A 21184-nucleotide genomic window follows, 5' to 3' on the forward strand; every position below is an offset into this window, starting at 1 on the left:
GGCTCACTCCTCGGAGTCGTCGTCCTCGTCGTCGAGCAGGCCCTCGCGCTCGGCAGCGGCGACGATGCGGCGCACGTTGTCGATCGAGCCGCAGTCGGCGTCGAGCTGCTTGTTGCGCTCGGTGGCGAAGGCGGTGCCGAGCTCGGCACGGACCTGCTCGCCGACCTCCTCGCGCGCGGGGTTGAGGATGGTGAGCTCCTCCTCGGTGAGGTGGTGGTTGAGCACCTTGGCGAGCTCCTCGACGGCGTCGTCGAAGGCTTGGGTGTCGGTGCCCTTGAGCTCCAGCACGGCCAGCATCGCCTCGTGGCCCTCGGCGTGCTCCTCCTCGCCGTGCTCCGCCTCGTGCTCGGTGATCGCGTCCTTGCGGCGCAGCTGGGGGTAGACGTGCTGCTCCTCCGCCTCGGCGTGCGCGACGTGCAGGGCCGCCAGCGCGCGGCGTACGGCGTCGCGGTCGGACGTGCTGTCGCGCAGGTCGCGCAGCAACGCCTCGAAGCGCCGGTGGTCGTCGAGGATCAGGTCGATGACGTCGCCGGAGACGGGGCGACCGAGGTCGATGGAGGTGCTCATGACCCGAACCTAGCCACTTCGTGCGACAGCGGCACCACGCGACCGCCCGACCGGGTGGGGCATCCCTATGCTGGGAAGGTGCCAGGCATCGAGGTGTGGAGCCAGTTCGACCACGACCCGCGCCGCCCCGAGAACGCGGCGATCCGGGCTTCTGACCGTGACCGCGCCGCGATCGAGAACGTCCTCGCCGACGCCTTCGCCGAAGGACGCCTCACCCGCACCGAGTACGACGAGCGCGCCGAGGCCGCGCTGTCCAGCCGCACGCTCGGCGACCTCGTGCCCCTCGTCGAGGACCTGCCCGCGGCGCGTGCGCCCCGGGCAGGGAGTGCCGTCGTCCACGAGCAGGCCGTCCGCAAGTGGGAGGGCGACCGCCGCGAGGCACTGATGGGGTTCGTCGGGCTCTCGGCGCTGCTCTGGACGATCTGGGCCGCGACGATGTTCGGCGGGTTCCCCTGGCCGCTCTTCCCCATGGGATTCGCGTTGATGAACCTCGTGCGGGTCCAGGTGAACAAGCGCGACATCATCGAGGAGCACGTGAAGCGAATCGAGAAGAAGGAGCGCAAGGAGCTCAAGCGGCGCGACGAGGAGTCGTGAGGTCGTTCCTCGCTCAGCGCCCCCTCCTCACTTCGTCGCCTCCATCATCTGGCGGAGCTCCTTCTTGAGGTCCGAGATCTCGTCGCGCAGGCGCGCCGCCACCTCGAACTGCAGCTCGGCGGCCGCGGTCTTCATCTGGTCGGTGAGGCCCTGGATGAGCTCGGCGAGGTCGCTGCTGGGGATGCCGGCGGTGTCGGGCGCCTCCGCGTGGATGCGTGAGAGGGCGGGCGTCGGGGACTTCCCTGCCTTGACTCCCCCGGCTCGGCCCTTCTGACCGACGTCGGCCCAGGTGCGGAGCAGCTCCTCGGTGTTCTCGTCCTCGCGGGCGAGCATCTCGGTGATGTCGGCGATCTTCTTGCGCAGCGGCTGGGGGTCGATCCCGCGCTCGGTGTTGTAGGCGACCTGGATCGCACGGCGACGGTTGGTCTCGCCGATCGCGTTCTCCATCGAGGGAGTGATCTTGTCGGCGTACATGTGGACCTGGCCGGACACGTTGCGCGCCGCACGACCGATGGTCTGGATGAGCGACTTGTCGGAGCGCAGGAAGCCCTCCTTGTCCGCGTCGAGGATCGCGACCAGCGACACCTCGGGGAGGTCGAGGCCCTCGCGGAGCAGGTTGATGCCGACGAGGACGTCGTACTCGCCCATGCGCAGCTCGCGGAGCAGCTCGATGCGGCGCAGCGTGTCGACCTCGGAGTGGAGGTAGCGGGTGCGGATGCCGGCGTCGAGGAGGTAGTCGGTGAGGTCCTCGGACATCTTCTTGGTCAGCGTGGTGACCAGGACGCGCTCGTTCTTGTCGGCGCGGGTGCGGATCTCGTGGATCAGGTCGTCGATCTGGCCCTTGGTCGGCTTGACGACCACCTCGGGGTCGATCAGGCCGGTCGGGCGGATGATCTGCTGCACCGTGCCCTCGATGCCGCCGACCCGGTCGAGCTCGTAGTTGCCCGGGGTCGCGGAGAGGTAGATCGTCTGGCCGATCCGCTCGAGGAACTCCTCCCACCGCAGCGGCCGGTTGTCCATGGCGCTGGGCAGGCGGAAGCCGTGGTCGACGAGGTTGCGCTTGCGCGACATGTCGCCTTCGTACATCCCGCCGATCTGCGGCACCGCGACGTGGGACTCGTCGACGACCAGCACGAAGTCCTCGGGGAAGTAGTCGAGCAAGGTGTTGGGCGCGCTGCCGGGCTTGCGGCCGTCCATGTGCATCGAGTAGTTCTCGATGCCCGAGCACGAGCCGACCTGGCGCATCATCTCGACGTCGTACGTCGTGCGCATCCGCAGTCGCTGCGCCTCGAGCAGCTTGCCCTGCTTCTCGAAGGTCGCGAGCTGGTCGTCGAGCTCGAGCTCGATGCCCTTGATCGCGCGCTCCATCCGCTCCGGGCCGGCGACGTAGTGGGTGGCGGGAAAGACGTGGAGCTCGGTGTCCTCGGAGATCACCTCGCCGGTGATGGGGTGGAGCGTCATCAGCCGCTCGATCTCGTCGCCGAAGAACTCCACGCGGACCGCGAGCTCCTCGTAGACCGGGAAGATCTCGAGGGTGTCGCCGCGCACGCGGAAGGTGCCGCGGGTGAAGGACATGTCGTTGCGGGTGTACTGGATCTCCACCAGGCGGCGCAGCACCGAGTCGCGGTCGTGCTCCTCGCCGACGTTGAGGCGCAGCATCCTGTCGACGTACTCCTGGGGGGTGCCGAGGCCGTAGATGCAGGACACCGTCGAGACCACGATCGTGTCGCGGCGGGTCAGCAGGCTGTTGGTCGCGCTGTGGCGCAGCCGCTCGACCTCCTCGTTGATGGAGGAGTCCTTCTCGATGTAGGTGTCGGTCTGGGGGACGTAGGCCTCGGGCTGGTAGTAGTCGTAGTAGGAGACGAAGTACTCGACCGCGTTGTCCGGGAAGAGCTGGCGCAGCTCGTTGGCGAACTGGGCGGCGAGGGTCTTGTTGGGCTGGAGCACCAGCACCGGGCGCTGGACCTGCTCGGCGACCCACGCCACCGTCGCGGTCTTGCCGGTGCCGGTCGCGCCGAGCAGCACGACGTCCTGCTCGCCGCCGTTGATCCGCTCGACGATCTCCTTGATCGCCGCCGGCTGGTCGCCGGAGGGCTCGTAGTCGGAGACCACCTTGAAGGGGGCCACCCGGCGCTGGAGATCGGTGACTGGACGCATGCGTCGAGCCTACGGGCCGCCACCGACAGCGGGCCGGTGCGAGCTGACCTGCCCCGGGTCAGGTCAGCTCGTCGCAGATCAGCTGGTCGACGTCCACGGTGCCGTCGTACACCTGGTGGACGCCGTGCATCACGGCGATCTCCTCGAAGTCGGCTCCCGGCTCGAAGGTCACCGTCCCGGTGTCGTGCAGCACGTTGCCCTGGCCACGCTGGTTGGCGACGTAGATCGCGCCCACCTCGGTCATGACCCTCGTCGCCAGGTCCCCCGGCACGGGGTAGACGTAGTGGCGGTTGAAGTGCCCCTTGATCGTCAGCGTCGGTCCGCTGCCGTCGGCCGACAGGGAGAACACGTCGGCCGGGAAGTCGAGGTGCACCCTCGTCCTCGTCGCGAGGCCCTCTGCATCGTGCCAGCGAGTCATGAACTCGCGAGCCGTTCCCGAGATCCAGACCTCCTTGCCGTCACACGTGAGGCCGATCGGTTCGTGGTACGACGCCTCGTACCCGCCCTTGCAGGTGATGCCGGTGCCGGCCTCGAAGCACGACCACGGGGCGAAGTTCGGGTTGAGCGGGGGCTGCAGCTGCGCCGGATCGACCTGGTGCGGCGGGTCGGAGACCGCGGCAGGCGCGGTGAGGGCGACGGTGGCCAGACAAGCGGCAGCCACGGCTGCCGTGCGCAAGGTGTTCATGATGAAGGCTCCTGGGTCGGTCGGATCGCGGTCGATCCGTTCGCCTCCGACGCTAGGCACGAGAGCCGCTCGGCACGTCGGGGCCATCCGCCGACTCTCGAGGTCCGCCGTCGTGGGTAGCCACGATGCGCGATGGCGCCCCGAGGTGCGACGATCGCGCCATGGGGCGAACCGTCCTCGTCGTGGATGACCACGCCGACTTCCTGCGTGCGGCCACGGCGCTGCTCGCGGCCGACGGCTTCGAGGTGGTCGGCGCGGCAGCCACCGGCGCCGAGGCTCTCCTCGCCAACGAGGCACTTCGACCCCAGGTGGTGCTGGTAGACGTCCGACTCCCGGACATCGACGGACTCACCGTCGCGGAGCGGCTGTCGGCCCTGCCCGAGCCGCCCGAGGTGGTGCTGGTCTCCAGCCGGGAGGCGTCGACGTACGGCGCTCGCCTGCGCTCGTCACCGGCCCGCGGCTTCCTCGTCAAGGCCGATCTCAGCGGAGCGGCCCTGCGCCGCCTGCTGTCGGACTGACCTCGATGGACGCCGACCACGCCGCAGTGCTCGTGACGGACCTCACCGTCGGCCTCCTCGTGCTCGTGACGGCCGCGCTGACCTGGCGGCGGAGTCGTTCCACGGCCACGTTGGTGGCGGTCGTCGCAGTCACGTGGCTCGTCGCCTTCGTCCTTCCGGCCGCGCTGTTCTGGCACCGCGGGGTGCTGGTCCACGCGCTGCTCGCGCATCCGCACGGGCGTCCGCGTCGCCTTCCCGCCATCGCCCTCACGGCAGCGGCGTACGTCGTCTCGGTCCTCGCCCCCGTGCTGTGGCTCGACGACCGGGCCACAGTCCTGCTCGCGCTGGCGCTCGCCCTCGGTGCTGGCTGGAACCTCCGCGGCACCCGGGGTCTCGCCCGAGCGCGGCACCGTTGGGCACTCGCCGCGTCCCTCCTGTTCTCGGGCACGCTCCTGGGCATCGCCCTGGTGCGGTTCTCGCAGGGGTCGTCGGCGTGGTTCCCGAGCCTGGTCGCGTACGACGTGGCCGTCCTGGCTGCCTGCGCCGTCCTGTACGTCGGTCTGGGTCAGGCACCCGTGTCGCACCTGACCGATCTCGTGGTGGACCTCGGCGACGTGCCGGCCCGGCCGGTCCGGGACGCGCTGGCCCGTGCGCTCCAGGACCCCGACCTGGTCGTGGCCACCTGGGACCCGGTGCGTGGCACGTACGCCGCCGCGGACGGGCGTCCCGTCGCAGCGACCGCCCGGCCCGGCAGGTCGGTCACGCGGGTCGACCGGGACGGACACCTGTTCCTGCTGCTGGAGCACGACGCCGCGATCGCGGATGACCCACGACTGCACCACGCACTCGAGGCCGCCGCTCGGATGGAGGCCGTGCACGCGGCCTGGCAGGTGGAGGTGTCCGGACAGGCGGCAGCGGTGCAGGCTTCCCGCGCCCGCCTGGTCGAGGCGGCCGACCTCGAGCGGCGCCGGCTGGAGTCCGAGCTCCGGGACGGGGTGGAGGCACGACTCGCCGAGCTGGCGGCGAGCCTGTCGACGTGGCCCCACGGCGGGACGCACGTCGCGCGAGCCGTCGACCAGCTCGCTCGGACGCGCAAGGACCTGCGGGAGCTGGCCTCGGGCCTGCGCCCGCACGCTCTGACGGACGGTCTTCCCGCGGCCCTCCGCGACCTGGTGGAGTCGGCTCCCGTCCCCGTCACGCTGGGCGTGGACGTGGGCCCGCTCCCGCCGGAGACCGAGGTGACCGTCTACTACGTGTGCGCGGAGTCGCTCGCCAACGCGGCGAAGCACGCTCCGGGCGCCTCGGTGGTCATCGACGTCGGATCCGGCGACGGAAGGCTCCGCGCGGAGATCTCCGATGACGGTCCCGGAGGTGCGGCCATGTCGCACCGAGGCGGCCTGCTGGGCCTCCGCGACCGGGTGGAAGCGCTCGGTGGATCGCTGACCGTGTCCTCGACACCGGCCGGCACGAGCGTGGTGGCCGAGCTCCCGCTCGACCACCGCGCGTGATCAGTCCACCCGCTGCCACCGGAGGTCGAACTGGAAGTCGGGCTCCGACACCTCGCCGGCAGGCTCGAAGCGCAGGCTTCCGTCGTCGCCCACCGCCCAGGTCATGTGGATGACCTCGGGCTCGTCGTGGAGCCGCCACCACAGCTGGTCGTCCTCCACCTGGTAGATGCCCTCGGCATGGTCGGTGATGTTGGGCGCGACCTGGTCGAACGTCCAGCGACCCGCGTCCAACGTGAAGGTCCAGACCCCGTGGTTGCCCTCGACGCCCTCGGGACCGAGCCCGTGGTCCTCGAGGTAGCGGTCGGTGAACTCGGCACGGTAGGTGCCGTCCGGCAGGCCCCCGCCCTCGGCTCGGATGTTCTCGACGGTCACCTCGGGCACGGGATCCGTGCCCGTGCCCGTTCCCGTGGCGTCCCCGACGCGCCGCCACGGGAGCATGAAGTGGAAGTCGCCGTACCGCTCCTGGCCGCTCACGTCCTCGAAGCGGAGGCTCCCGTCCTGGTCGATCCACCAGCGCAGGTGGAAGACGAAGCTGTCTCCCGCGAAACGCCAGAACAGCTCGTCCCCGCGCACCTGGTAGACGTCCGACGCTGCGTACTCGAGGTTCGGCGCGACCTGGTGGAGCGACCACGTCCCGTCGACGAGCTCGAAGGTCCACACACCGTGGTTGTCCTGGATCTGCCCGGGCGTGAGGCCTCGGTCCCGGAGCCACTCGTCGGTGAGCTCGAAGCGGTAGACGCCGTCGGGCAGGGCCCCGCCCTCGGCTACGACGTTGTCGACGGTGACGTCGCCGGTCTCGGGTGAGCACGTCGGCAGCGTCACGGGCGTGACCGCCTCGGCGTGGTCCGAGATCCGGTCGATGAGCGCTGCCGTCGCCGGGTCCTGCCTCAGGCCGGCGGTGACGCTGCCGACAGTCGCGCGCACCCGGCCGGCGGCAGCGGGTCCCTCGTGGACGATCGTGCCGCCCTCGTCGCAGAACGCCCGGGCGAGCTCCTCGTCGCCGACCTGTGTCGCGATCGCCCAGTCGCGCGTGGCGGCGGCTGCTTCGCGGAGCCCGTCCTGCTGGTCCTCTGTCAGGTCGTCGTAGGCCGCCGCGTTGGCGACGAGCGAGTTGACCTTCGCGAAGAGGGCCACGTCGCCCACGAGGGAGCTGCCGCCGGGGAGCGTCTCGCTCAGCGACAGCTGGGACTCCACCGCGACCGTCGCGCTGTCGATCTCCGCATCCGTGGGTCGTGCGCCGAGCGCCTCGAGGACCGCCCACGTCGTCTCGGAGCGCGGCGCCCGGACCCGGCCCCCTTCCGCCAGCCTGTCGACGACCCCCGGTCGTCCGTCCACCGACCAGAGGCGGCGGATGCCCTCGGGCACGAGCGTGAGCCCCGTGATGCCGATGTCGTCGAGTCCGGTCAGCAGGTCTCGCACGAGGTCCTCGTCACCGACGACCGAGTGGACCGCCTCGTCCGAGGTGAGCAGGAGCGGGGTGTTGAGGGCGCGCATCGTGGTGACCCCCTCCGTGTCCCAGGCGCGCGCCGGGATCATGCCCAGGTCCAGCTCGCCGCCGACCACCATCCGAGCGACCTCCTGGTCCCACGCGGGGACGTTGGGGCCGCCGAGCACCCGGAACCGCGGCTCGATGCGGACCGTGCCGTCGGTGAGGACGGCCACCTGACGCGCGAACTCCTCGATCTGGTTGCTCGCCGGCCGCCCTTGCGGGTCCTCGGTCCCCATGGTGAGGACCACCGGCGGCGGCGTTCCGCCCGATCGTGTGCCTGTTCCGCTCGTGCTCGTGCACGCGGTGAGGGAGATCGCGAGCCAGACCCCCGTCGCCACCGCCGCGGCCCTGCGGGCAGTGACACTCGCGTTGTCCATGATCCGCCTCCTCGCACCTCGTGGGATGGTTCGACGCTAGGGATCAGGAGTCGTCCGTCCATCCGGGCAGGCACCGGCCGATCGCCGATCTCGATTGTGGCTTCCCGCAGGTGCAAGCGCGAGAGACTGGCGCCATGAGTCAGGTGGCGCGGCGCCGGAGCCAGGTGCTCGCGATCGTGTGCGTGTGCCTCGCCACCGCCTACTGCGTGATCGTGACCACGGTCCACGTCGACCGCGCACCGCGTGTCACGTCGTACCTGGGGACCTCACCCGCCGTCGCGCTCGTGGCTCTCACGACCGCGTACGCGCTCGTCGGCGCCGGCGCCTACGTCCTGTGGCGCTCCCGCTCCGGCTGGCTCGGCACGGCCTGCCTGGTCCTGGCCTGCACGTGGCTGGGTCCGGTGCTGGTCGGGTGGGACGGCGGGCCCTCGCTGGCGCGGGCACTCGCGGCGATGATCCCTGCGCTCGCCGTTCCCGTGCTGGCACACCTCGCGCTGACAGCGGTGTACGGAACGACACCGTGGGTCGTTGCTGGAGCGGCCGTGGGCTACGTGCTGGTCGGCCTGCTCAGCGCTGCGGCGGGTCTGGTGCGCCATCCGCTCCTGGACGCGGCCTGCTGGAGCGACTGCAGCGACTACGTCATGGTCACGTCGAACCCCGGCCTGTCCGCAGACCTCACCCAGCTCCTGCGCGGGCTCACCGTCGTCGTGGCGGCCGTCGTCCTCGTCCTGGTCGTGGTGCAGATGACCCGTGCGCACGCCTGGCCGGCGCTAGCCGTCGCGGCGGCACTCACCCTGCTCGCCGAGGCCGCGAACGCCCTCAGGCTGCAGCGGGCGCCGCTCGAACGTTTCGACACCACCGCCGGACTGTCCGTGTTCCTGCTGCAGGCCGCCGGTCTGCTCGGTGTCGCGGGGGGAGCGGCGTGGCTCACCCACAGCCGCCGGCAGGCGCTGCGACGCGCGACCCGACTCATGAGCGAGCTGGCCGAACGTCGACAGGGAGGCAGCCTCCAGCAGAGCCTGCGGGCAGCCGTCGGGGACCCGACCCTGACCCTGCGCTACTGGAGGCGCGACACCGGTCAGTGGGTCGACGCCGATGGTCGGATCCGGCCCGAGGGACCAGGGGCGCCGACGGTCGCACGCGTGGTGCGTGGCCGCGAGCCCGTGGCCCTCATCGAGTACGACGGCCACCGCCTCGGACGCCGCGTCCTCGAGCAGGAGCTGGGAGCCGTCGCCCGACTGGCGATCGACACGGAGCGACTGCGCGCGGAGAGCCTCGGGCACCTGGCCGAGCTGACCCTGTCGCGCGAGCGCATCGTCGCCGAGGCCGACAGCCATCGACGTCGGGTCGAGCGAGACCTGCACGACGGTGCGCAGCAGCGACTGCTCGCCGTGACGTACGAGCTCCGCCTGGCCAGGGCAGAGGCGGACGACGACGTCACCGAGCCCCTCGACGAGGCGATCGCGTGCGCGCGGACGTGCCTCGACGAGCTGCGGGAGTTCGCCCACGGCGTCTTCCCCGCCGTCCTCGACCATGCCGGGCTCGAGGAGGCGCTGTGGTCACTTGCCGAGCGTTCGGACCCACCCATGGTGCTGCACAGCGCGCTCGCGTCGGGTCCGCGCTTCCCGGCGGCCGAACGGACGGCGTACTTCGTGGCGAGATCGGTGGTGCAGGACGCCCGGGGAACGGTCACGATCGACGTACGCCGTCGCGGCGCGGACCTCGTGCTGGTCGCCGCCGGCGTGGGCACCCTCGACGAGGTCCACCTGCGCGACCGGGTGGGAGCGGTCGGGGGCGAGCTGCGCCATGATGGGGACCGACTGGAGGCGGTGATCCCGTGCGGGTAGTCGTGGCAGAGGACAACATGCTGACCCGCGAGGGCATCGTCTCGGTGCTGACCTCGTCAGGTGTCGAGGTGGTCGCCGTGGCCGACCAGGCCGCCGGGCTGCTCGCGGCCGTGGAGCGCGAGCGACCGGACGCCGCCATCGTCGACATCCGCATGCCCCCGACACACACCGACGAGGGTCTCGTCGCCGCGCGTGCCATCCGGGCAGACCATCCGGACACCGTGGTCCTCGTGCTGTCGCAGTACGTCGAGACGGCGTACGCCCTCCGCCTGCTCGACGAGCACCCCGAGGGTCTCGGCTACCTCCTCAAGGACCGGCTGTTCGACGGCGCCGTGCTGGTGGACGCCCTGCGGCGACTGTGTGAGTCGGAGTCGGTGGTCGACCCGACGATCGTGGCGCAGCTCATGCGTCGACGCCGGTTGAAGGACCCGCTCGACTCGTTGAGCGAGCGTGAGCGCGAAGTGCTCGCCCTGGTGGCCGAGGGCTACTCCAACAGTGCGCTGGCCGCGAGGCTGTCGATCGCGGAACGCACGGTGGAGGCACACATCACCCAGGCGTTCGCCAAGCTCCGTCTCGTCGACGACCCCGCGTCCAACCGCCGCGTGCTGGCTGTCGTGGCCTACCTGCGATCGAGATCGCACCTGACGGACCAGCCCTGACGCGTCCCGGTCGGCGGATGACGGTGACATCGCTAGATTGTCCGCGTGACCGTCGCTCGCATGCTGACCACCGCGCGGCGGACCCTGCTCGGCCTCCTCGGACTGCAGGTCGGTCTGGCCGTGGCGCTGTCCCTGGTCGACTCCTACCGCCGCCGCGGCAAGAAGCCGAAGCCGTTCCCCGTGACCGGGCCGGAGACGGTGCCGGTCGGCGACGGGCTGATCACGACCTACACCTTCGGGCGCGACCTCTACGACGACATGCTCGCCGCGATCGACGGGGCGAAGAAGCAGATCCTCTTCGAGACCTACATCTGGAAGGGCGACGAGATCGGGTGGAAGTTCAAGACCGCCCTCACCGCTGCCGCTGACCGTGGCGTCGACGTCCACTGCATCTACGACGGCTTCGCCAACATGGTCGTCTCCCCCGCCTTCAAGCGCTTCTCCCCGTCGCTGAAGGTGCTGCGCTACCCCGTCTGGACCGCCGGCCTGCGCTTCTGGGACCTGCGCCACTACGGCCGCAACCACCGCAAGATGCTGGTCGTCGACGAGGAGGTCGCCTTCCTCGGCGGCTACAACATCGGCTCGGCGTACGCCACCGAGTGGCGCGACACGCACGTGCGGATCACCGGCCCGGGTGTGTGGGACCTCAAGCGCGCCTTCGCCGACTTCTGGAACCTCAACCGACGGCACCGGTTGCGCCGCAGCGAGCGCCCGCTGCTGCTGGAGACGGCCTCGCACTGGGACCCGCAGATCCGCATCCACCGCAACAGCCCGCGCCAGTGGAACTTCCCGATCCGCAGCATGTACCTCGAGGCGATCAACCGCGCCAGCCGCAACATCTGGCTGACCACCGCCTACTTCCTGCCCGACCAGGACTTCGTCGACGCGCTCACCGACGCGGCGCGCCGCGGGGTCGACGTACGCATCCTGCTGCCGCTGAAGTCCAACCACATCGTCGCGGACTGGATCTCGCGCGGCTACTACGGCCAGCTGCTCGCGTCGGGGGCGCGCATCCTGCGCTTCAAGGACGCGATGGTGCACGCCAAGACCGCCACGATCGACGGCAGCTGGGCGACGGTGGGCACGGCCAACATCGACCGGCTCAGCCTCCAGGGCAACTACGAGATCAACATCGAGGTCATCGACCCCGACTTCGCTGCGGTGATGGAGCGGGTCTTCCTCACCGACGAGGGCAACTGCCTCGAGCTCACGCTCCACGAGTGGGAGGCGCGCGACCTGAACCGGAAGTTCACCGAGAGCTTCCTGGCGCCGCTGCGTCCGCTGCTCTGACGCCTCATCGCGTCGGCAGGTGCGTCGGGACGCTCATCCGCGGCCCGCGGCGCGGTCGCTGCTGCCCGCCGGCCATCGCCATCGCGGCTGCCCGGCCGCGGTGGGGGCGGTAGGGCTCGAGCAGCTCGGCCATCTCGTCGTCGGTGATGTCGTGGCCGACGAGCGCCCACCCGACCCAGTTGGCGAGGTGGTAGTCGCCGAAGCTCACGGCATCGGGGTCGCCGAGGGCCCGCTGGCGCACCTCCGCGCTGGTCCACACGCCGATGCCGCGCACGGACGTCAGGCGCTTGTCCGCCTCCTCGACCGACACCTCGGTGATGCGCTCGAGCGACGACGCGAGCCGGCAGGCGGTCACGAGGGTGCGTGACTGGGCGGGCTGGACGCCGAGCCGCAGCCACTCCCACGAGGGGATCGCGGCGATCGTCGCCGGTGTCGGCTGGACCATCAGCCGCAGGGCCGCGACGGGGCCGGGCGCGGGCTCGCCGTGCCGCCGCACCAGCTCGCGGAAGGAGCCGAAGGCCTGCTTGCCGGTGACCTTCTGCTCGAGGATCGACGGCACGAGCGACTCCATGACCAGGCCGGTGCGCCCGATGCGCCAGTGCTGGTGGCCACGCCAGCCGGCCGCGACCTCGGGGTGGTGGTGCGCCTCGAACCCGCTCGGGTCGTCGTCCGCGCCGAGGAGGCCCGGCATCGCCTCGAGCGCCCAGTCGGCGCCCGGCCCCCACGCCCGGCCGAGGACGTCGCCGGTCGAGGGTCGCGGCAGGATCGCCAGCGTCGCCGGGCCGGTCGGCGTACGCATGGCGCGCCAGATCCGACCGGAGTCCTCGTGGCGCTGCGTCGGGTCTCCCGCGCCGCGACGCTGGGGACGCAGCACCTGCGCGGCCGAGCACGGCCAGTGCGGCACCCAGGTGCGGGTGCGCTCGGGCTCGGCGGGGGGCATGGCGTCGACGGTAGACGAGGCCACCGACCGCGACGAGGGATAGGTTGCCGCCCATGGGTGAATCACCGAACAAGCGCGACCTCGAGGACGGCATCGAGAAGGACTTCTCGCGCTCGATGTCCTACGGCGACTACCTGCGGCTCGACGTCCTGCTCTCGGCCCAGCAGCCGCTGTCGGACCCCCAGCAGCACGACGAGCTGCTCTTCATCGTGCAGCACCAGACCAGCGAGCTGTGGCTCAAGCTGATGATCCACGAGCTCCGCTCGGCCCGCGCCCTGCTGCGCTCCGACGACCTGTCCCCCGCGCTCAAGCGGATGGCGCGGATCAAGCACATCCAGCACACGCTCACCGACCAGTGGTCGGTGCTCGCGACGCTGACCCCGAGCGAGTACGCCGAGATCCGCCCGTTCCTCGCCACCAGCTCGGGCTTCCAGTCCGCGCAGTACCGCGAGGTGGAGTTCCTGCTCGGCAACAAGAACGCCGACATGGTCCAGGTCTTCTCCCACGACGAGGGCGCCCGCACCGCGCTCGACGAGCTGCTCCACGAGCCGTCGCTCTACGACGAGTTCCTCGCCCACCTCGCCCGCCAGGGGTACGCCGTCCCGCAGCGGTTGCTGGACCGCGACTGGACGCAGCCGCACACCACCGACCCCGACCTCGTCGAGGTCTTCGCCTCCGTCTACGCAGCGCCGGCCGAGCACTGGGGCGTCTACGAGACCTGCGAGGAGCTCGTCGACATGGAGGACGCCTTCCAGCAGTGGCGCTTCCGACACCTCCAGGTCGTGCAGCGGGTCATCGGTCACAAGGTCGGCACCGGCGGGTCGTCCGGTGTCGATTTCCTCCGCCGCGCGCTCTCGCTCACGTTCTTCCCCGAGCTCTACGAGGTCCGGACCCGGATCGGCGAATGACCCTCGCTTCCAGCAACCCCCCGGCCTAGGCTGCACACGTCGCTCACCTCGGGCGTTCAGCAGCACACACGACCTCGAGTGAGGACCAGCCCGTGCCCGTCCGCAGCCTTCGTCAGGAGGAGGCCGTCGAGCGCGCGGCGCTCCTGTCGGTCACCTCCTACGACATCGCGATCGACCTCACCGGCCTCGTCGACGGACCCGACTTCCGCGCCGTCAGCACGATCCGCTTCACCGCGACCGAAGGCGCCTCGACGTTCGTCGACTGCTGCGCCGAGGTCGAGTCGGCCACGCTCAACGGCGAGCCTGTGCCCGCGCCTCAGGAGGGCCGGATCGCGCTCGACGGACTGGCAGCGGACAACGAGCTGGTCGTCGCCACCGTCCAGCGCGACACCCAGCACGGTCGGGGTGTCCACCGCGCGGTCGACCCCGGCGACGACAACGTCTACCTGTGGACCTCCTTCGAGCCCGACGAGGCGCGCTACGCCTGGGCCTGCTTCGACCAGCCCGACCTCAAGGCGCCGCACGCCTTCACCGTCACCGCCCCTGAGGCATGGACCGTCGTCAGCAACTCCGGCGACCCCATGGTCGAGGACGTCGACGGTGGCCGCAGGTGGACGTTCGAGCCGACACCCGCGCTGTCGACGTACAACCCGGTCGTGGTGGCCGGGCCGTTCGTCGAGGTGCGCCGCGAGGTCGACGGCTACGACCTCGGGCTCCACGCGCGCCAGACCCTGGCCCCGGCGCTGGAGCGCGACGCCGACCAGGTGTTCACCCTCACCGCGCAGGGCCTGGAGTTCTTCGGCGAGCGGTTCGGCATGCCCTTCCCGCAGCGCTCCTACGACCAGGTGTTCCTGCCCGAGTTCGGCGGAGCGATGGAGAACTACGGCTGCGTCACGTGGGCCGACGGCATCCTGCGCCGCCACGAGCCCACCACGGGCGAGTGGCAGATGTTCGCCAACGTGCTCCTGCACGAGATGGCGCACATGTGGTTCGGCAACATCGTCACGATGCGCTGGTGGGACGACCTCTGGCTGAACGAGGCCTTCGCCGAGTTCGCCTGCATGTGGGCCGCCGAGCGGGCCACCTCCTACGGCGACACCGCTGCCAACAACCTCGTGGGCGACAAGCTCGACGCCTACCTCGCCGACCAGGGACCGGCGTCGCACCCGATCCGTCAGCCCGTGCCGACCGTGGCGGACGCGGAGTCGATCTTCGACTCCATCACCTACCCCAAGGGCGCGGCGGTGCTCAAGCAGCTCATGCACTTCGTCGGCGAGGACACCTTCTGCGTCGGCATGAGCGCCTACTTCGCCGAGCACGCGTGGGGCAACACCACGCTCGACGACCTCGTCCGCTCCCTCGAGCAGGCCAGCGGTCGGGACCTCCAGCCGTGGCGTACGGCCTGGCTGGAGACCGCCGGCGTCGACCGGCTCGGCATCGAGCAGACCGACGACGGCCTCGTGCTCACCGCCGTCGGCGCCCACGGTGCCCCGCACCCGCAGGTGGTGGGCGTGGGCGCCTACCGCCGCGCCGGCGAGGCGCTCGAGGAGGTCGGCTCGGTCCGCGTCGAGGTGGCCGGCGAGCGCACCCCGGTCGAGGGCCTGCCCGCCGCCGACCTCTACCTCGTCAACCACGACGACACGACCTTCGCCACCACCCGACCCGACGCCGCCGGGCGCCAGGTGCTGGTCAGCAGCCCCTCCGGCCTGCCCACGACGCTCGCCCGTTCCGTGGCGATGGCCACCGTCTGGGACATGCTGTCCAGCGGCGACGCCACGGCGGCCGAGGCCGTGGAGGCACTCACCGACGTGCTGAGGGTCGAGACCGTGGAGACGGTCGCCGAGCCCTGCCTCGGGCTCGCTCTCACCGCCGCCCAGCGCTGGGCACCCGACGCGGAGCGGGTCGGCCTCGAGGCGCAGGTGGCCGCCGCCGCCCGTCGCATGGTGGACGCGGGGGTGTCGCGGCAGTCGGCACTGCGGGCGCTGGCCCAGACCGCCGGCGGTGATGACGACCTCGCCACGGTGCGCGAGCACGCCGGCGACGACATCGACCTCCAGTGGTACGTCCTCGAGCGCCGGGCCGAGCTCGGCGACGTGGACACCGACGCCGTCCAGGCACTCCAGGAGCGCGACCCCGACCCCGACGGCTGGATCCGTGCGCTGCGCGTGCGCGCGAGCTCTCCCTCCGCCGCGGCGAAGGAGGAGGCGTGGACCGCCCTGGTGGAGCGCAGGACGCCCATCCAGGCCACCGGCTCGGTGGCGGGGGCGTTCTGGAGGCCGGGGCAGGACGAGCTCGTGGCGCCCTACGCCGCGCGCTACCTCGAGGCGCTGCCCACCCTGCACGAGGGCGGGATGATCCCTGGTCTCGCCCTGACCGCCAGCCTCTTCCCGGTGTACGCCGTCGACGAGGCGTGGGTCGCGCGGGCCCGCGAGGTGGCGGCCGCCGAGGCGGCGCCGGTCGTCGTCGGCTCGCTCACCGAGCGCTCCGAGCTGGTGCTGCGGATGCTGCGCGCCCGCGCGCTCTGAGGCGGGCGCGGCTCAGCCGAGCCCGACGAGCGCGGCGGACCGCTCCCACAGACCGTCGATGATCGCGCGGTCGCTCGCCTGCTTGTTCTCGCGACCGTCGGGGGTGAAGCGGCTGAAGTAGCGGCCGTCGAGGTCCTGGTCGGCCCCGCGCTCGGCGAGGGCGACCAGCGGCGCCGCGCCGTCGGGGACGCTGATCGTGGCGAAGCGCTTCAGCGGCGTGCGGTAGAGCAGGCCGACGACCCGCGAGTCGCGGCCGAACGAGCTCCCGACCGGACCGGGGTGCACGGCGACCGAGACGATGCCGTCGCCGGACCAGCGGACCGACGCGCCGCGGGTGAAGACGATGTTCATCAGCTTGCCGGTGCCGTAGGCCGGGAACTCGCGCGCCGTGCGGTGCTCGTAGTCGAGGTCGTCGAGCACGACCTTGCCCATCAGGTTGGCGATGCTGGACGTGTTGACCACGAGCGAGCGGCCGGCGGCGGCCAGCTTCGGGTGGAGGAGGTTGGTGAGCAGGAAGGGCGCGACGTGGTTGACCTGGAAGTTCGGCTCGTGGCCGTCGGCGGTCAGGCGGGACGGGGAGAAGGTGCCGCCGGCGTTGTTCATCAGCACGTCCAGCGTGCCCACGCGCTCGGCGACCTGCTCGGCCAGGCGGCGTACGTCGTCGAGGCGGGAGAAGTCGGCGACGAGGGGCTCGGTGCCGACGGCCTCCGCGACCGGCCGCAGCTTGTCGAGGGAGCGCCCGGTGACGTGCACCATCGCGCCCCGCGCCGCCAGCACGCGCGCCGCCTCGGCGCCGATCCCGTCGCTCGCCCCGGTCACCAGGACCGTACGGCCCGCCATCGTCTGCTCAGTCATGCCCCGAGCCTAGGTCGGGGCTGCTGAGGGGGAAGAAGTGGAGCGGACGCGAGGATTTGAACCTCGACCATCTCCCTGGAAGGGAGCCGTGCTGCAACTACACCACGTCCGCAGGACCGGCCCTTGCGAACCGGCAGGTGACAAGTGTGGACCACTCCCCCGGCCGTCCTGCCACCGGGTCGGCGGCTAGGTTGGCGCGGTGTTCCACGTGATGTTCCTCGAGCCCCGGATCCCGCCCAACACGGGCAACGCGATCCGCATGGTGGCCGGGACGGGAGCGACCCTGCACCTGGTCGAGCCGCTGGGCTTCGACCTGTCCGAGCCGCAGCTCAGGCGCGCGGGGCTCGACTACCACGACCTCGCGTCGGTGGTGGTCCATCCCGACCTCGACGCCGCGCTCTCGAGCGAGGCGCTGGCGGGCTCCCGGGTCTTCGCGTTCACCGCGCACGCGACCCGCTGGCACACCGACGTGGCGTTCGAGCCCGGCGACGTGCTGCTCTTCGGTCCGGAGCCGACCGGCCTCCCGGACGAGGTGCTGACGCACGCCCGGGTGAGCGACCGGCTCCGGATCCCGATGCTGGCGGGCCGCAGGTCGCTGAACCTGGCGAACTCCGCGGCCGTGGTGACCTACGAGGCGTGGCGCCAGCAGGGCTTCCCCGGCGCCCAGTGAGCCGTCAGGCTCAGAGGAGCCGGCCGCAGGTGGGCCACGGCGAGCGGCCACGCTGCTTGTAGAGCAGCTTCGCGCGGTAGGTCTGCTCGCCCGCCGACGCGGCGGTGGGGAGGCCGGAGCCGCCCACGCTGCGCCACGTGCCGAGGTCGAACTGGTAGAGCCCGTAGTAACCGGCCGGGTTCACCGCGCGCGGGTTGCCGCCCGACTCGCAGTTCGCCAGCGCGCCCCAGTTGAGACCGTCCGCACCGGCGACGGCGTACGCCTTGCGACCGACGAGGACGCGGCGCGGGCGCGCGTCGCGGACCATCTTCTTCTTCACCACGCGGTACTTCACCGGCTCGCCGTTGTGCAGGGTCTTCATCGCGACGACCTTGCGGACACCGGGACGGCCCTCACGCACGACCTTGCGGACGCCCGGCTTGAGCTTGGTGGTGAAGACCTCGACAGTGCCGCGGCGCACCTTCTGGCGCTTGGTCTTGCGCTCCTTGGTGACGTCGGTGACGCGTACGACGTCGCCCTGACGGAGGCGCTTGCGCTTGCCCGAGACCTCGCGACCGTCGCGCACGACGTCGACCAGGTCGTTGCCGTCGGCAGGGACGCCGTAGGCCTCGAGGAGCTGGCCGGGCCACGCCTGGGGCGTGACGGCGACCTCGACGGGGGCCGCGTCGGCGACCTTGAGGCGTACGTCGACGGGCTCGGCGCTCGACGCGGCGGACGCGCCGCCGGGGACGAGGGTCAGCGCGAGCGCGGACGCCGCGATGGTGGCGGCGACGCCGCGGGAGCGGGCGAACAGGGCAGGTGTGGTGGTGGCACGCACGTGCTTCGGACCTCACATGATCGGGGGTACGCCTCCGGGGCGCTCGGATGCGGCACCATCAGCTCGGCACCGGGACCACGGCCAGCGCTCGCCTCACGATGGGAGGCGCCTCGTCGTCGAGGGGCGGCTGCGGCACCTCCACGAGAACACGGAGCGCCGCGAGTGTCGAATCGGCCGTGCCCGCCCCCGGCTGCCGGGATCGCGGAGTGTGAGTGACGTCACGCAACGCGACCCCGGGACCGGCGATCAGCCAGCGGACGTGTAGATCAGCTTCTTGTTCACGAACTCGTCGATGCCGTAGGGCCCGAGCTCGCGACCGACGCCGGAGCGCTTCGTGCCACCGAACGGGAGGTCGGCGGCCGAGCCCTGGGCGCTGTTGATCCACACCATGCCGGTGTCGAGCTGGTCGGCGACCTGCTGCGCCTGCTCGGTGTCGGAGCTCCAGACCACCCCGCCCAGGCCGAAGGACGAGTCGTTGGCCAGGGCGACCGCCTCGGCGGCGTCCGCGACGCGGTAGACGACGGCCGCGGGCCCGAAGAGCTCCTCGCTGTAGGCACGCATCTCGGGGGTGACGTCGGTGAGCACGGTGGCCTCGACGAAGGCGCCCGGTCGGTCGAGGCGCTTGCCGCCGGTGCGGAGCGTCGCGCCCTTGGAGACGGCGTCCTCGACCTGCTCGAGCAGGTTCGTCGCGGCGGTCTCCGAGGACAGCGGGCCGAAGCCGCTGGTGCTGTCGAAGGGGTCGCCGGGCTTGAGGCCGGACATCGCGGCGGTGAACTGCTCGACGAAGTCGTCGTACAGCCCGTCGACGACGATCATCCGCTTCGCGCCGTTGCACGCCTGGCCGGCGTTGCCCATCCGGCCGCGGACGGCGGACTTCACCGCGGCGCCGAGGTCGTCGGCGTCGAGGAGGATGAAGGGGTCGGAGCCGCCGAGCTCGAGGACGACCTTCTTGAGGTGACGACCGGCGACCTCGGCGACGGCGGAACCGGCCCGCTCGGAGCCGGTGACCGAGACCCCCACCACGCGCGGGTCGGCGATGATGTCGGCCGACTGCTCGTTGGTGGCGAAGAGGTTGATGTAGGCGTCGGCCGGCAGACCGGCGTCGGCGAAGACCTGCACGATCGCGAGCGCCGACTCGGGGCACTGGGGCGCGTGCTTGAGCAGGATGGTGTTGCCGAGCATCAGGTTGGGCGCGGCGAAGCGGGCCACCTGGTAGTAGGGGAAGTTCCACGGCATGATCCCGAGCAGCGGGCCGATCGCCTCCTTGCGCACGACCGCGTTGCCGCCCATGGCGGGGTCCAGCGGGGTGTCGGCCAGCAGGGCCGGGCCCTGGTCGGCGTAGTAGCGGAAGATCGAGGACACGAGCTTGAGCTCGCCCTTGCCCTCGCGCAGCGGCTTGCCCATCTCGCGGGCGATGATCGCGGCGAGGTCGTCGGCGCGCTCGTCGTAGAGGTCCGCGACCTTGCGCAGGATCGCCGCGCGCTCGTCCAGGGCGGTGGTGCGCCACTCGCCGTACGCCGCGTGGCTGCGCGCGAGCGCGTCCTGCACCTCGGCGTCGGTGGCGGTGGGGAACTCCTTCTCGACCTCACCGGTGGACGGGTTGACGACCTGGTAGTCGCTCATCGTGACTCCTCTCGAACGGGGCGGGGACGGGCGTGCTCCCCTGTCCGAACGTACGGTCGCGCGTCGGCATCACAAGGGCCCGTCGGGGTGAGGAGTCACACCGCCGCGATCGGGAATGGGCCGATCAGGAACCGCCTGGTCAGGGATCAGCCGCCGGCCAGCTCGCGGCTGCGCTGCTCGATGCCCAGCTCGCCGTAGGGGTAGTCGGTGGCAGCGAGGTCGCTGGCCCCGTCCAGGCTCGCCTGCTCCTCGGCCGTCAGCTCGAGCTCGGCGGCCTTCAGGTTGGCGGCGAGCTGCTCGGTCGTGCGCGCACCGAGGATCGTGGACACCACGGCCGGGCGGTTGTTGACCCACGCGAGCGCGACCTCGGCCATCGAGATGCCACGGTCGGTGGCGACGCGCTCGACCGCGTCGATGATCCGCCAGGTGCGGTCGCTGCCGCGACGGTCGTACGCCTCCATCCCGCGGCCCGGGTCCTCGCCCAGCCGGGTCTCGCCGGTGGGGCGCTGGTCGCGGGTGTACTTCCCCGACAGCCAGCCGCCACCGAGGGGACTCCAGGGCAGCAGGCCCATGCCGGCGTCGAGCGCGGCCGGCACGACCTCCCACTCGACCTCCCGGACGATCAGGCTGTACTGCGGCTGCAGCGTCACCGGCTCGCGCAGGCCGAGGGCGCGGGCGGTCAGCACCGCCTTGGTGAGCTGCCACCCGGTGAAGTTGGACAGGCCGTAGTAGCGGATCTTGCCGGCCCGGACGAACCCGTCGAGCGTGCGGAGCGTCTCCTCCATCGGCGTGTGCGGGTCGAAGGCGTGGACCTGGTAGAGGTCGACCGTGTCCACCCCCAGCCGGTCCAGCGACGCGTCGAGCGCGCGGGTGAGGTGCCGCGCCGACAGCCCGTTGCCGTTGGGGCGGGAGTCGGTGGCGAACCTGCCCTTCGTGGCGAGCACGACGGACTCGGTGACGTCGGCGGGCCGGTCGGCGAGCCAGCGCCCGATGATCTCCTCGGACACCCCGGCGGAGTAGACGTCAGCGGTGTCGACGAGCGTGCCGCCGGCCTCGACGAACAGGTCGAGCTGCTGGTGGGAGCCAGCCTCGTCGGTCTCGGCGCCGAACGTCATGGTGCCGAGGCACAGCTCGGAGACGGCACAGCCACTCTTGCCCAGCAGTCGGTATCGCATG

18 protein-coding genes and 1 tRNA gene are annotated in these 21184 nt (G+C 71.5%); 9 read left to right on the forward strand and 10 right to left on the reverse strand.

From position 1 onward, the window contains the following. Nucleotides 1-3: 3 nt before the first annotated feature. A complete protein-coding gene (locus CFI00_RS13710) occupies nucleotides 4-567 on the reverse strand; it encodes a hemerythrin domain-containing protein (protein ID WP_207081684.1) in 564 nt (187 codons plus the stop codon). Between the two features lie 78 nt (nucleotides 568-645). Between CFI00_RS13710 and CFI00_RS13715 the strand changes: the two genes are divergently transcribed. Continuing rightward, the gene (locus tag CFI00_RS13715; protein ID WP_207081685.1) at nucleotides 646-1161 is read left to right on the forward strand and encodes a DUF1707 domain-containing protein; all 516 of its coding nucleotides are present in this window, start codon (nucleotides 646-648) and stop codon (nucleotides 1159-1161) included. A gap of 27 nt (nucleotides 1162-1188) precedes the next feature. Here CFI00_RS13715 and uvrB read toward each other — a convergent pair whose 3' ends face one another. Continuing rightward, nucleotides 1189-3318 (reverse strand): excinuclease ABC subunit UvrB, encoded by a 2130-nt coding sequence (gene uvrB, locus CFI00_RS13720; RefSeq protein WP_207081686.1) that lies wholly within the window; start codon nucleotides 3316-3318, stop codon nucleotides 1189-1191. A 58-nt stretch (nucleotides 3319-3376) separates the two neighbouring features. Beyond that, entirely contained in the window at nucleotides 3377-4003 is a 627-nt protein-coding gene (locus CFI00_RS13725) for a hypothetical protein (protein ID WP_207081687.1), read from the reverse strand. Nucleotides 4004-4164: 161 nt separating this feature from the next. Between CFI00_RS13725 and CFI00_RS13730 the strand changes: the two genes are divergently transcribed. Both CFI00_RS13730 and CFI00_RS13735 read left to right on the forward strand, forming a co-directional pair. Beyond that, nucleotides 4165-4521 carry a response regulator gene (locus CFI00_RS13730; protein ID WP_207081688.1) on the forward strand — a complete coding sequence of 119 codons (357 nt, stop codon included), beginning with the start codon at nucleotides 4165-4167 and terminating at the stop codon, nucleotides 4519-4521. A 5-nt stretch (nucleotides 4522-4526) separates the two neighbouring features. Further along, nucleotides 4527-6008, forward strand: a complete 1482-nt coding sequence (locus CFI00_RS13735; protein ID WP_207081689.1) for an ATP-binding protein — start codon at nucleotides 4527-4529, stop codon at nucleotides 6006-6008. Here the strand turns inward: CFI00_RS13735 and CFI00_RS13740 are convergent, their stop codons facing one another. Beyond that, nucleotides 6009-7874: a hypothetical protein gene (locus CFI00_RS13740; protein ID WP_207081690.1), complete on the reverse strand. Its 1866-nt coding sequence runs from the start codon at nucleotides 7872-7874 to the stop codon at nucleotides 6009-6011. Nucleotides 7875-8008: 134 nt separating this feature from the next. On the opposite strand from CFI00_RS13740, the gene CFI00_RS13745 reads away from it, so the two are divergent. From CFI00_RS13745 to CFI00_RS13755, 3 genes are read left to right on the forward strand one after another with little or no spacing between them, the layout of a single operon-like run. Next, a complete protein-coding gene (locus tag CFI00_RS13745) occupies nucleotides 8009-9721 on the forward strand; it encodes a histidine kinase (RefSeq protein WP_207081691.1) in 1713 nt (570 codons plus the stop codon). Beyond that, nucleotides 9712-10380 carry a response regulator transcription factor gene (locus CFI00_RS13750; protein WP_207081692.1) on the forward strand — a complete coding sequence of 223 codons (669 nt, stop codon included), beginning with the start codon at nucleotides 9712-9714 and terminating at the stop codon, nucleotides 10378-10380. Before CFI00_RS13745 ends, CFI00_RS13750 begins: the two co-directional genes overlap by 10 nt. Before the next feature lie 45 nt (nucleotides 10381-10425). Further along, the gene (locus tag CFI00_RS13755; RefSeq protein ID WP_347401862.1) at nucleotides 10426-11670 is read left to right on the forward strand and encodes a phospholipase D-like domain-containing protein; all 1245 of its coding nucleotides are present in this window, start codon (nucleotides 10426-10428) and stop codon (nucleotides 11668-11670) included. Between the two features lie 4 nt (nucleotides 11671-11674). Here CFI00_RS13755 and CFI00_RS13760 read toward each other — a convergent pair whose 3' ends face one another. Continuing rightward, on the reverse strand, nucleotides 11675-12610 hold the full coding sequence (locus CFI00_RS13760; RefSeq protein WP_207081693.1) for a DNA-3-methyladenine glycosylase 2 family protein: 936 nt from the start codon (nucleotides 12608-12610) through the stop codon (nucleotides 11675-11677). Between the two features lie 53 nt (nucleotides 12611-12663). On the opposite strand from CFI00_RS13760, the gene kynA reads away from it, so the two are divergent. Further along, entirely contained in the window at nucleotides 12664-13518 is an 855-nt protein-coding gene (gene kynA, locus CFI00_RS13765; RefSeq protein ID WP_207081694.1) for a tryptophan 2,3-dioxygenase, read from the forward strand. 92 nt (nucleotides 13519-13610) lie between these two features. Beyond that, a complete protein-coding gene (pepN, locus tag CFI00_RS13770) occupies nucleotides 13611-16043 on the forward strand; it encodes an aminopeptidase N (protein WP_207081695.1) in 2433 nt (810 codons plus the stop codon). A 12-nt stretch (nucleotides 16044-16055) separates the two neighbouring features. On the opposite strand, the gene CFI00_RS13775 is transcribed toward pepN, so the two are convergent. Together CFI00_RS13775 and CFI00_RS13780 are read right to left on the reverse strand one after the other, a co-directional pair. Further along, nucleotides 16056-16898, reverse strand: coding sequence for an SDR family NAD(P)-dependent oxidoreductase (locus tag CFI00_RS13775; protein WP_207081696.1), 843 nt, complete (start codon nucleotides 16896-16898; stop codon nucleotides 16056-16058). 38 nt (nucleotides 16899-16936) lie between these two features. Beyond that, a tRNA-Gly gene (locus tag CFI00_RS13780) sits at nucleotides 16937-17010 on the reverse strand. A gap of 87 nt (nucleotides 17011-17097) precedes the next feature. Here CFI00_RS13780 and CFI00_RS13785 point away from each other — a divergent pair. Next, a complete protein-coding gene (locus CFI00_RS13785) occupies nucleotides 17098-17568 on the forward strand; it encodes a tRNA (cytidine(34)-2'-O)-methyltransferase (protein WP_207081697.1) in 471 nt (156 codons plus the stop codon). A gap of 10 nt (nucleotides 17569-17578) precedes the next feature. On the opposite strand, the gene CFI00_RS23645 is transcribed toward CFI00_RS13785, so the two are convergent. The 3 genes from CFI00_RS23645 to CFI00_RS13800 form a co-directional block, all read right to left on the reverse strand. Beyond that, on the reverse strand, nucleotides 17579-18385 hold the full coding sequence (locus CFI00_RS23645; RefSeq protein WP_242532396.1) for a resuscitation-promoting factor: 807 nt from the start codon (nucleotides 18383-18385) through the stop codon (nucleotides 17579-17581). A gap of 246 nt (nucleotides 18386-18631) precedes the next feature. Continuing rightward, nucleotides 18632-20008: an NAD-dependent succinate-semialdehyde dehydrogenase gene (locus tag CFI00_RS13795; protein ID WP_207081698.1), complete on the reverse strand. Its 1377-nt coding sequence runs from the start codon at nucleotides 20006-20008 to the stop codon at nucleotides 18632-18634. A gap of 146 nt (nucleotides 20009-20154) precedes the next feature. Continuing rightward, nucleotides 20155-21183 carry an aldo/keto reductase gene (locus CFI00_RS13800; protein WP_207081699.1) on the reverse strand — a complete coding sequence of 343 codons (1029 nt, stop codon included), beginning with the start codon at nucleotides 21181-21183 and terminating at the stop codon, nucleotides 20155-20157. Between the last annotated feature and the right edge of the window lies 1 nt (nucleotide 21184).

Source organism: Nocardioides sp. S5, assembly GCF_017310035.1.
Taxonomy (GTDB): Bacteria; Actinomycetota; Actinomycetes; order Propionibacteriales; family Nocardioidaceae; genus Nocardioides.

Excerpts from the sequence above, each read along its gene's own strand:
- CFI00_RS13710 (WP_207081684.1), bottom strand. The coding sequence starts at position 567 with ATGAGCACCTCCATCGACCTCGGTCGCCCCGTCTCCGGCGACGTCATC.
- uvrB (WP_207081686.1), bottom strand. The coding sequence starts at position 3,318 with ATGCGTCCAGTCACCGATCTCCAGCGCCGGGTGGCCCCCTTCAAGGTG.
- CFI00_RS13725 (WP_207081687.1), bottom strand. The coding sequence starts at position 4,003 with ATGAACACCTTGCGCACGGCAGCCGTGGCTGCCGCTTGTCTGGCCACC.
- CFI00_RS13730 (WP_207081688.1), top strand. The coding sequence starts at position 4,165 with ATGGGGCGAACCGTCCTCGTCGTGGATGACCACGCCGACTTCCTGCGT.
- CFI00_RS13735 (WP_207081689.1), top strand. The coding sequence starts at position 4,527 with ATGGACGCCGACCACGCCGCAGTGCTCGTGACGGACCTCACCGTCGGC.
- CFI00_RS13740 (WP_207081690.1), bottom strand. The coding sequence starts at position 7,874 with ATGGACAACGCGAGTGTCACTGCCCGCAGGGCCGCGGCGGTGGCGACG.
- CFI00_RS13745 (WP_207081691.1), top strand. The coding sequence starts at position 8,009 with ATGAGTCAGGTGGCGCGGCGCCGGAGCCAGGTGCTCGCGATCGTGTGC.
- CFI00_RS13760 (WP_207081693.1), bottom strand. The coding sequence starts at position 12,610 with ATGCCCCCCGCCGAGCCCGAGCGCACCCGCACCTGGGTGCCGCACTGG.
- kynA (WP_207081694.1), top strand. The coding sequence starts at position 12,664 with ATGGGTGAATCACCGAACAAGCGCGACCTCGAGGACGGCATCGAGAAG.
- CFI00_RS13775 (WP_207081696.1), bottom strand. The coding sequence starts at position 16,898 with ATGACTGAGCAGACGATGGCGGGCCGTACGGTCCTGGTGACCGGGGCG.
- CFI00_RS13795 (WP_207081698.1), bottom strand. The coding sequence starts at position 20,008 with ATGAGCGACTACCAGGTCGTCAACCCGTCCACCGGTGAGGTCGAGAAG.
- CFI00_RS13800 (WP_207081699.1), bottom strand. The coding sequence starts at position 21,183 with ATGCGATACCGACTGCTGGGCAAGAGTGGCTGTGCCGTCTCCGAGCTG.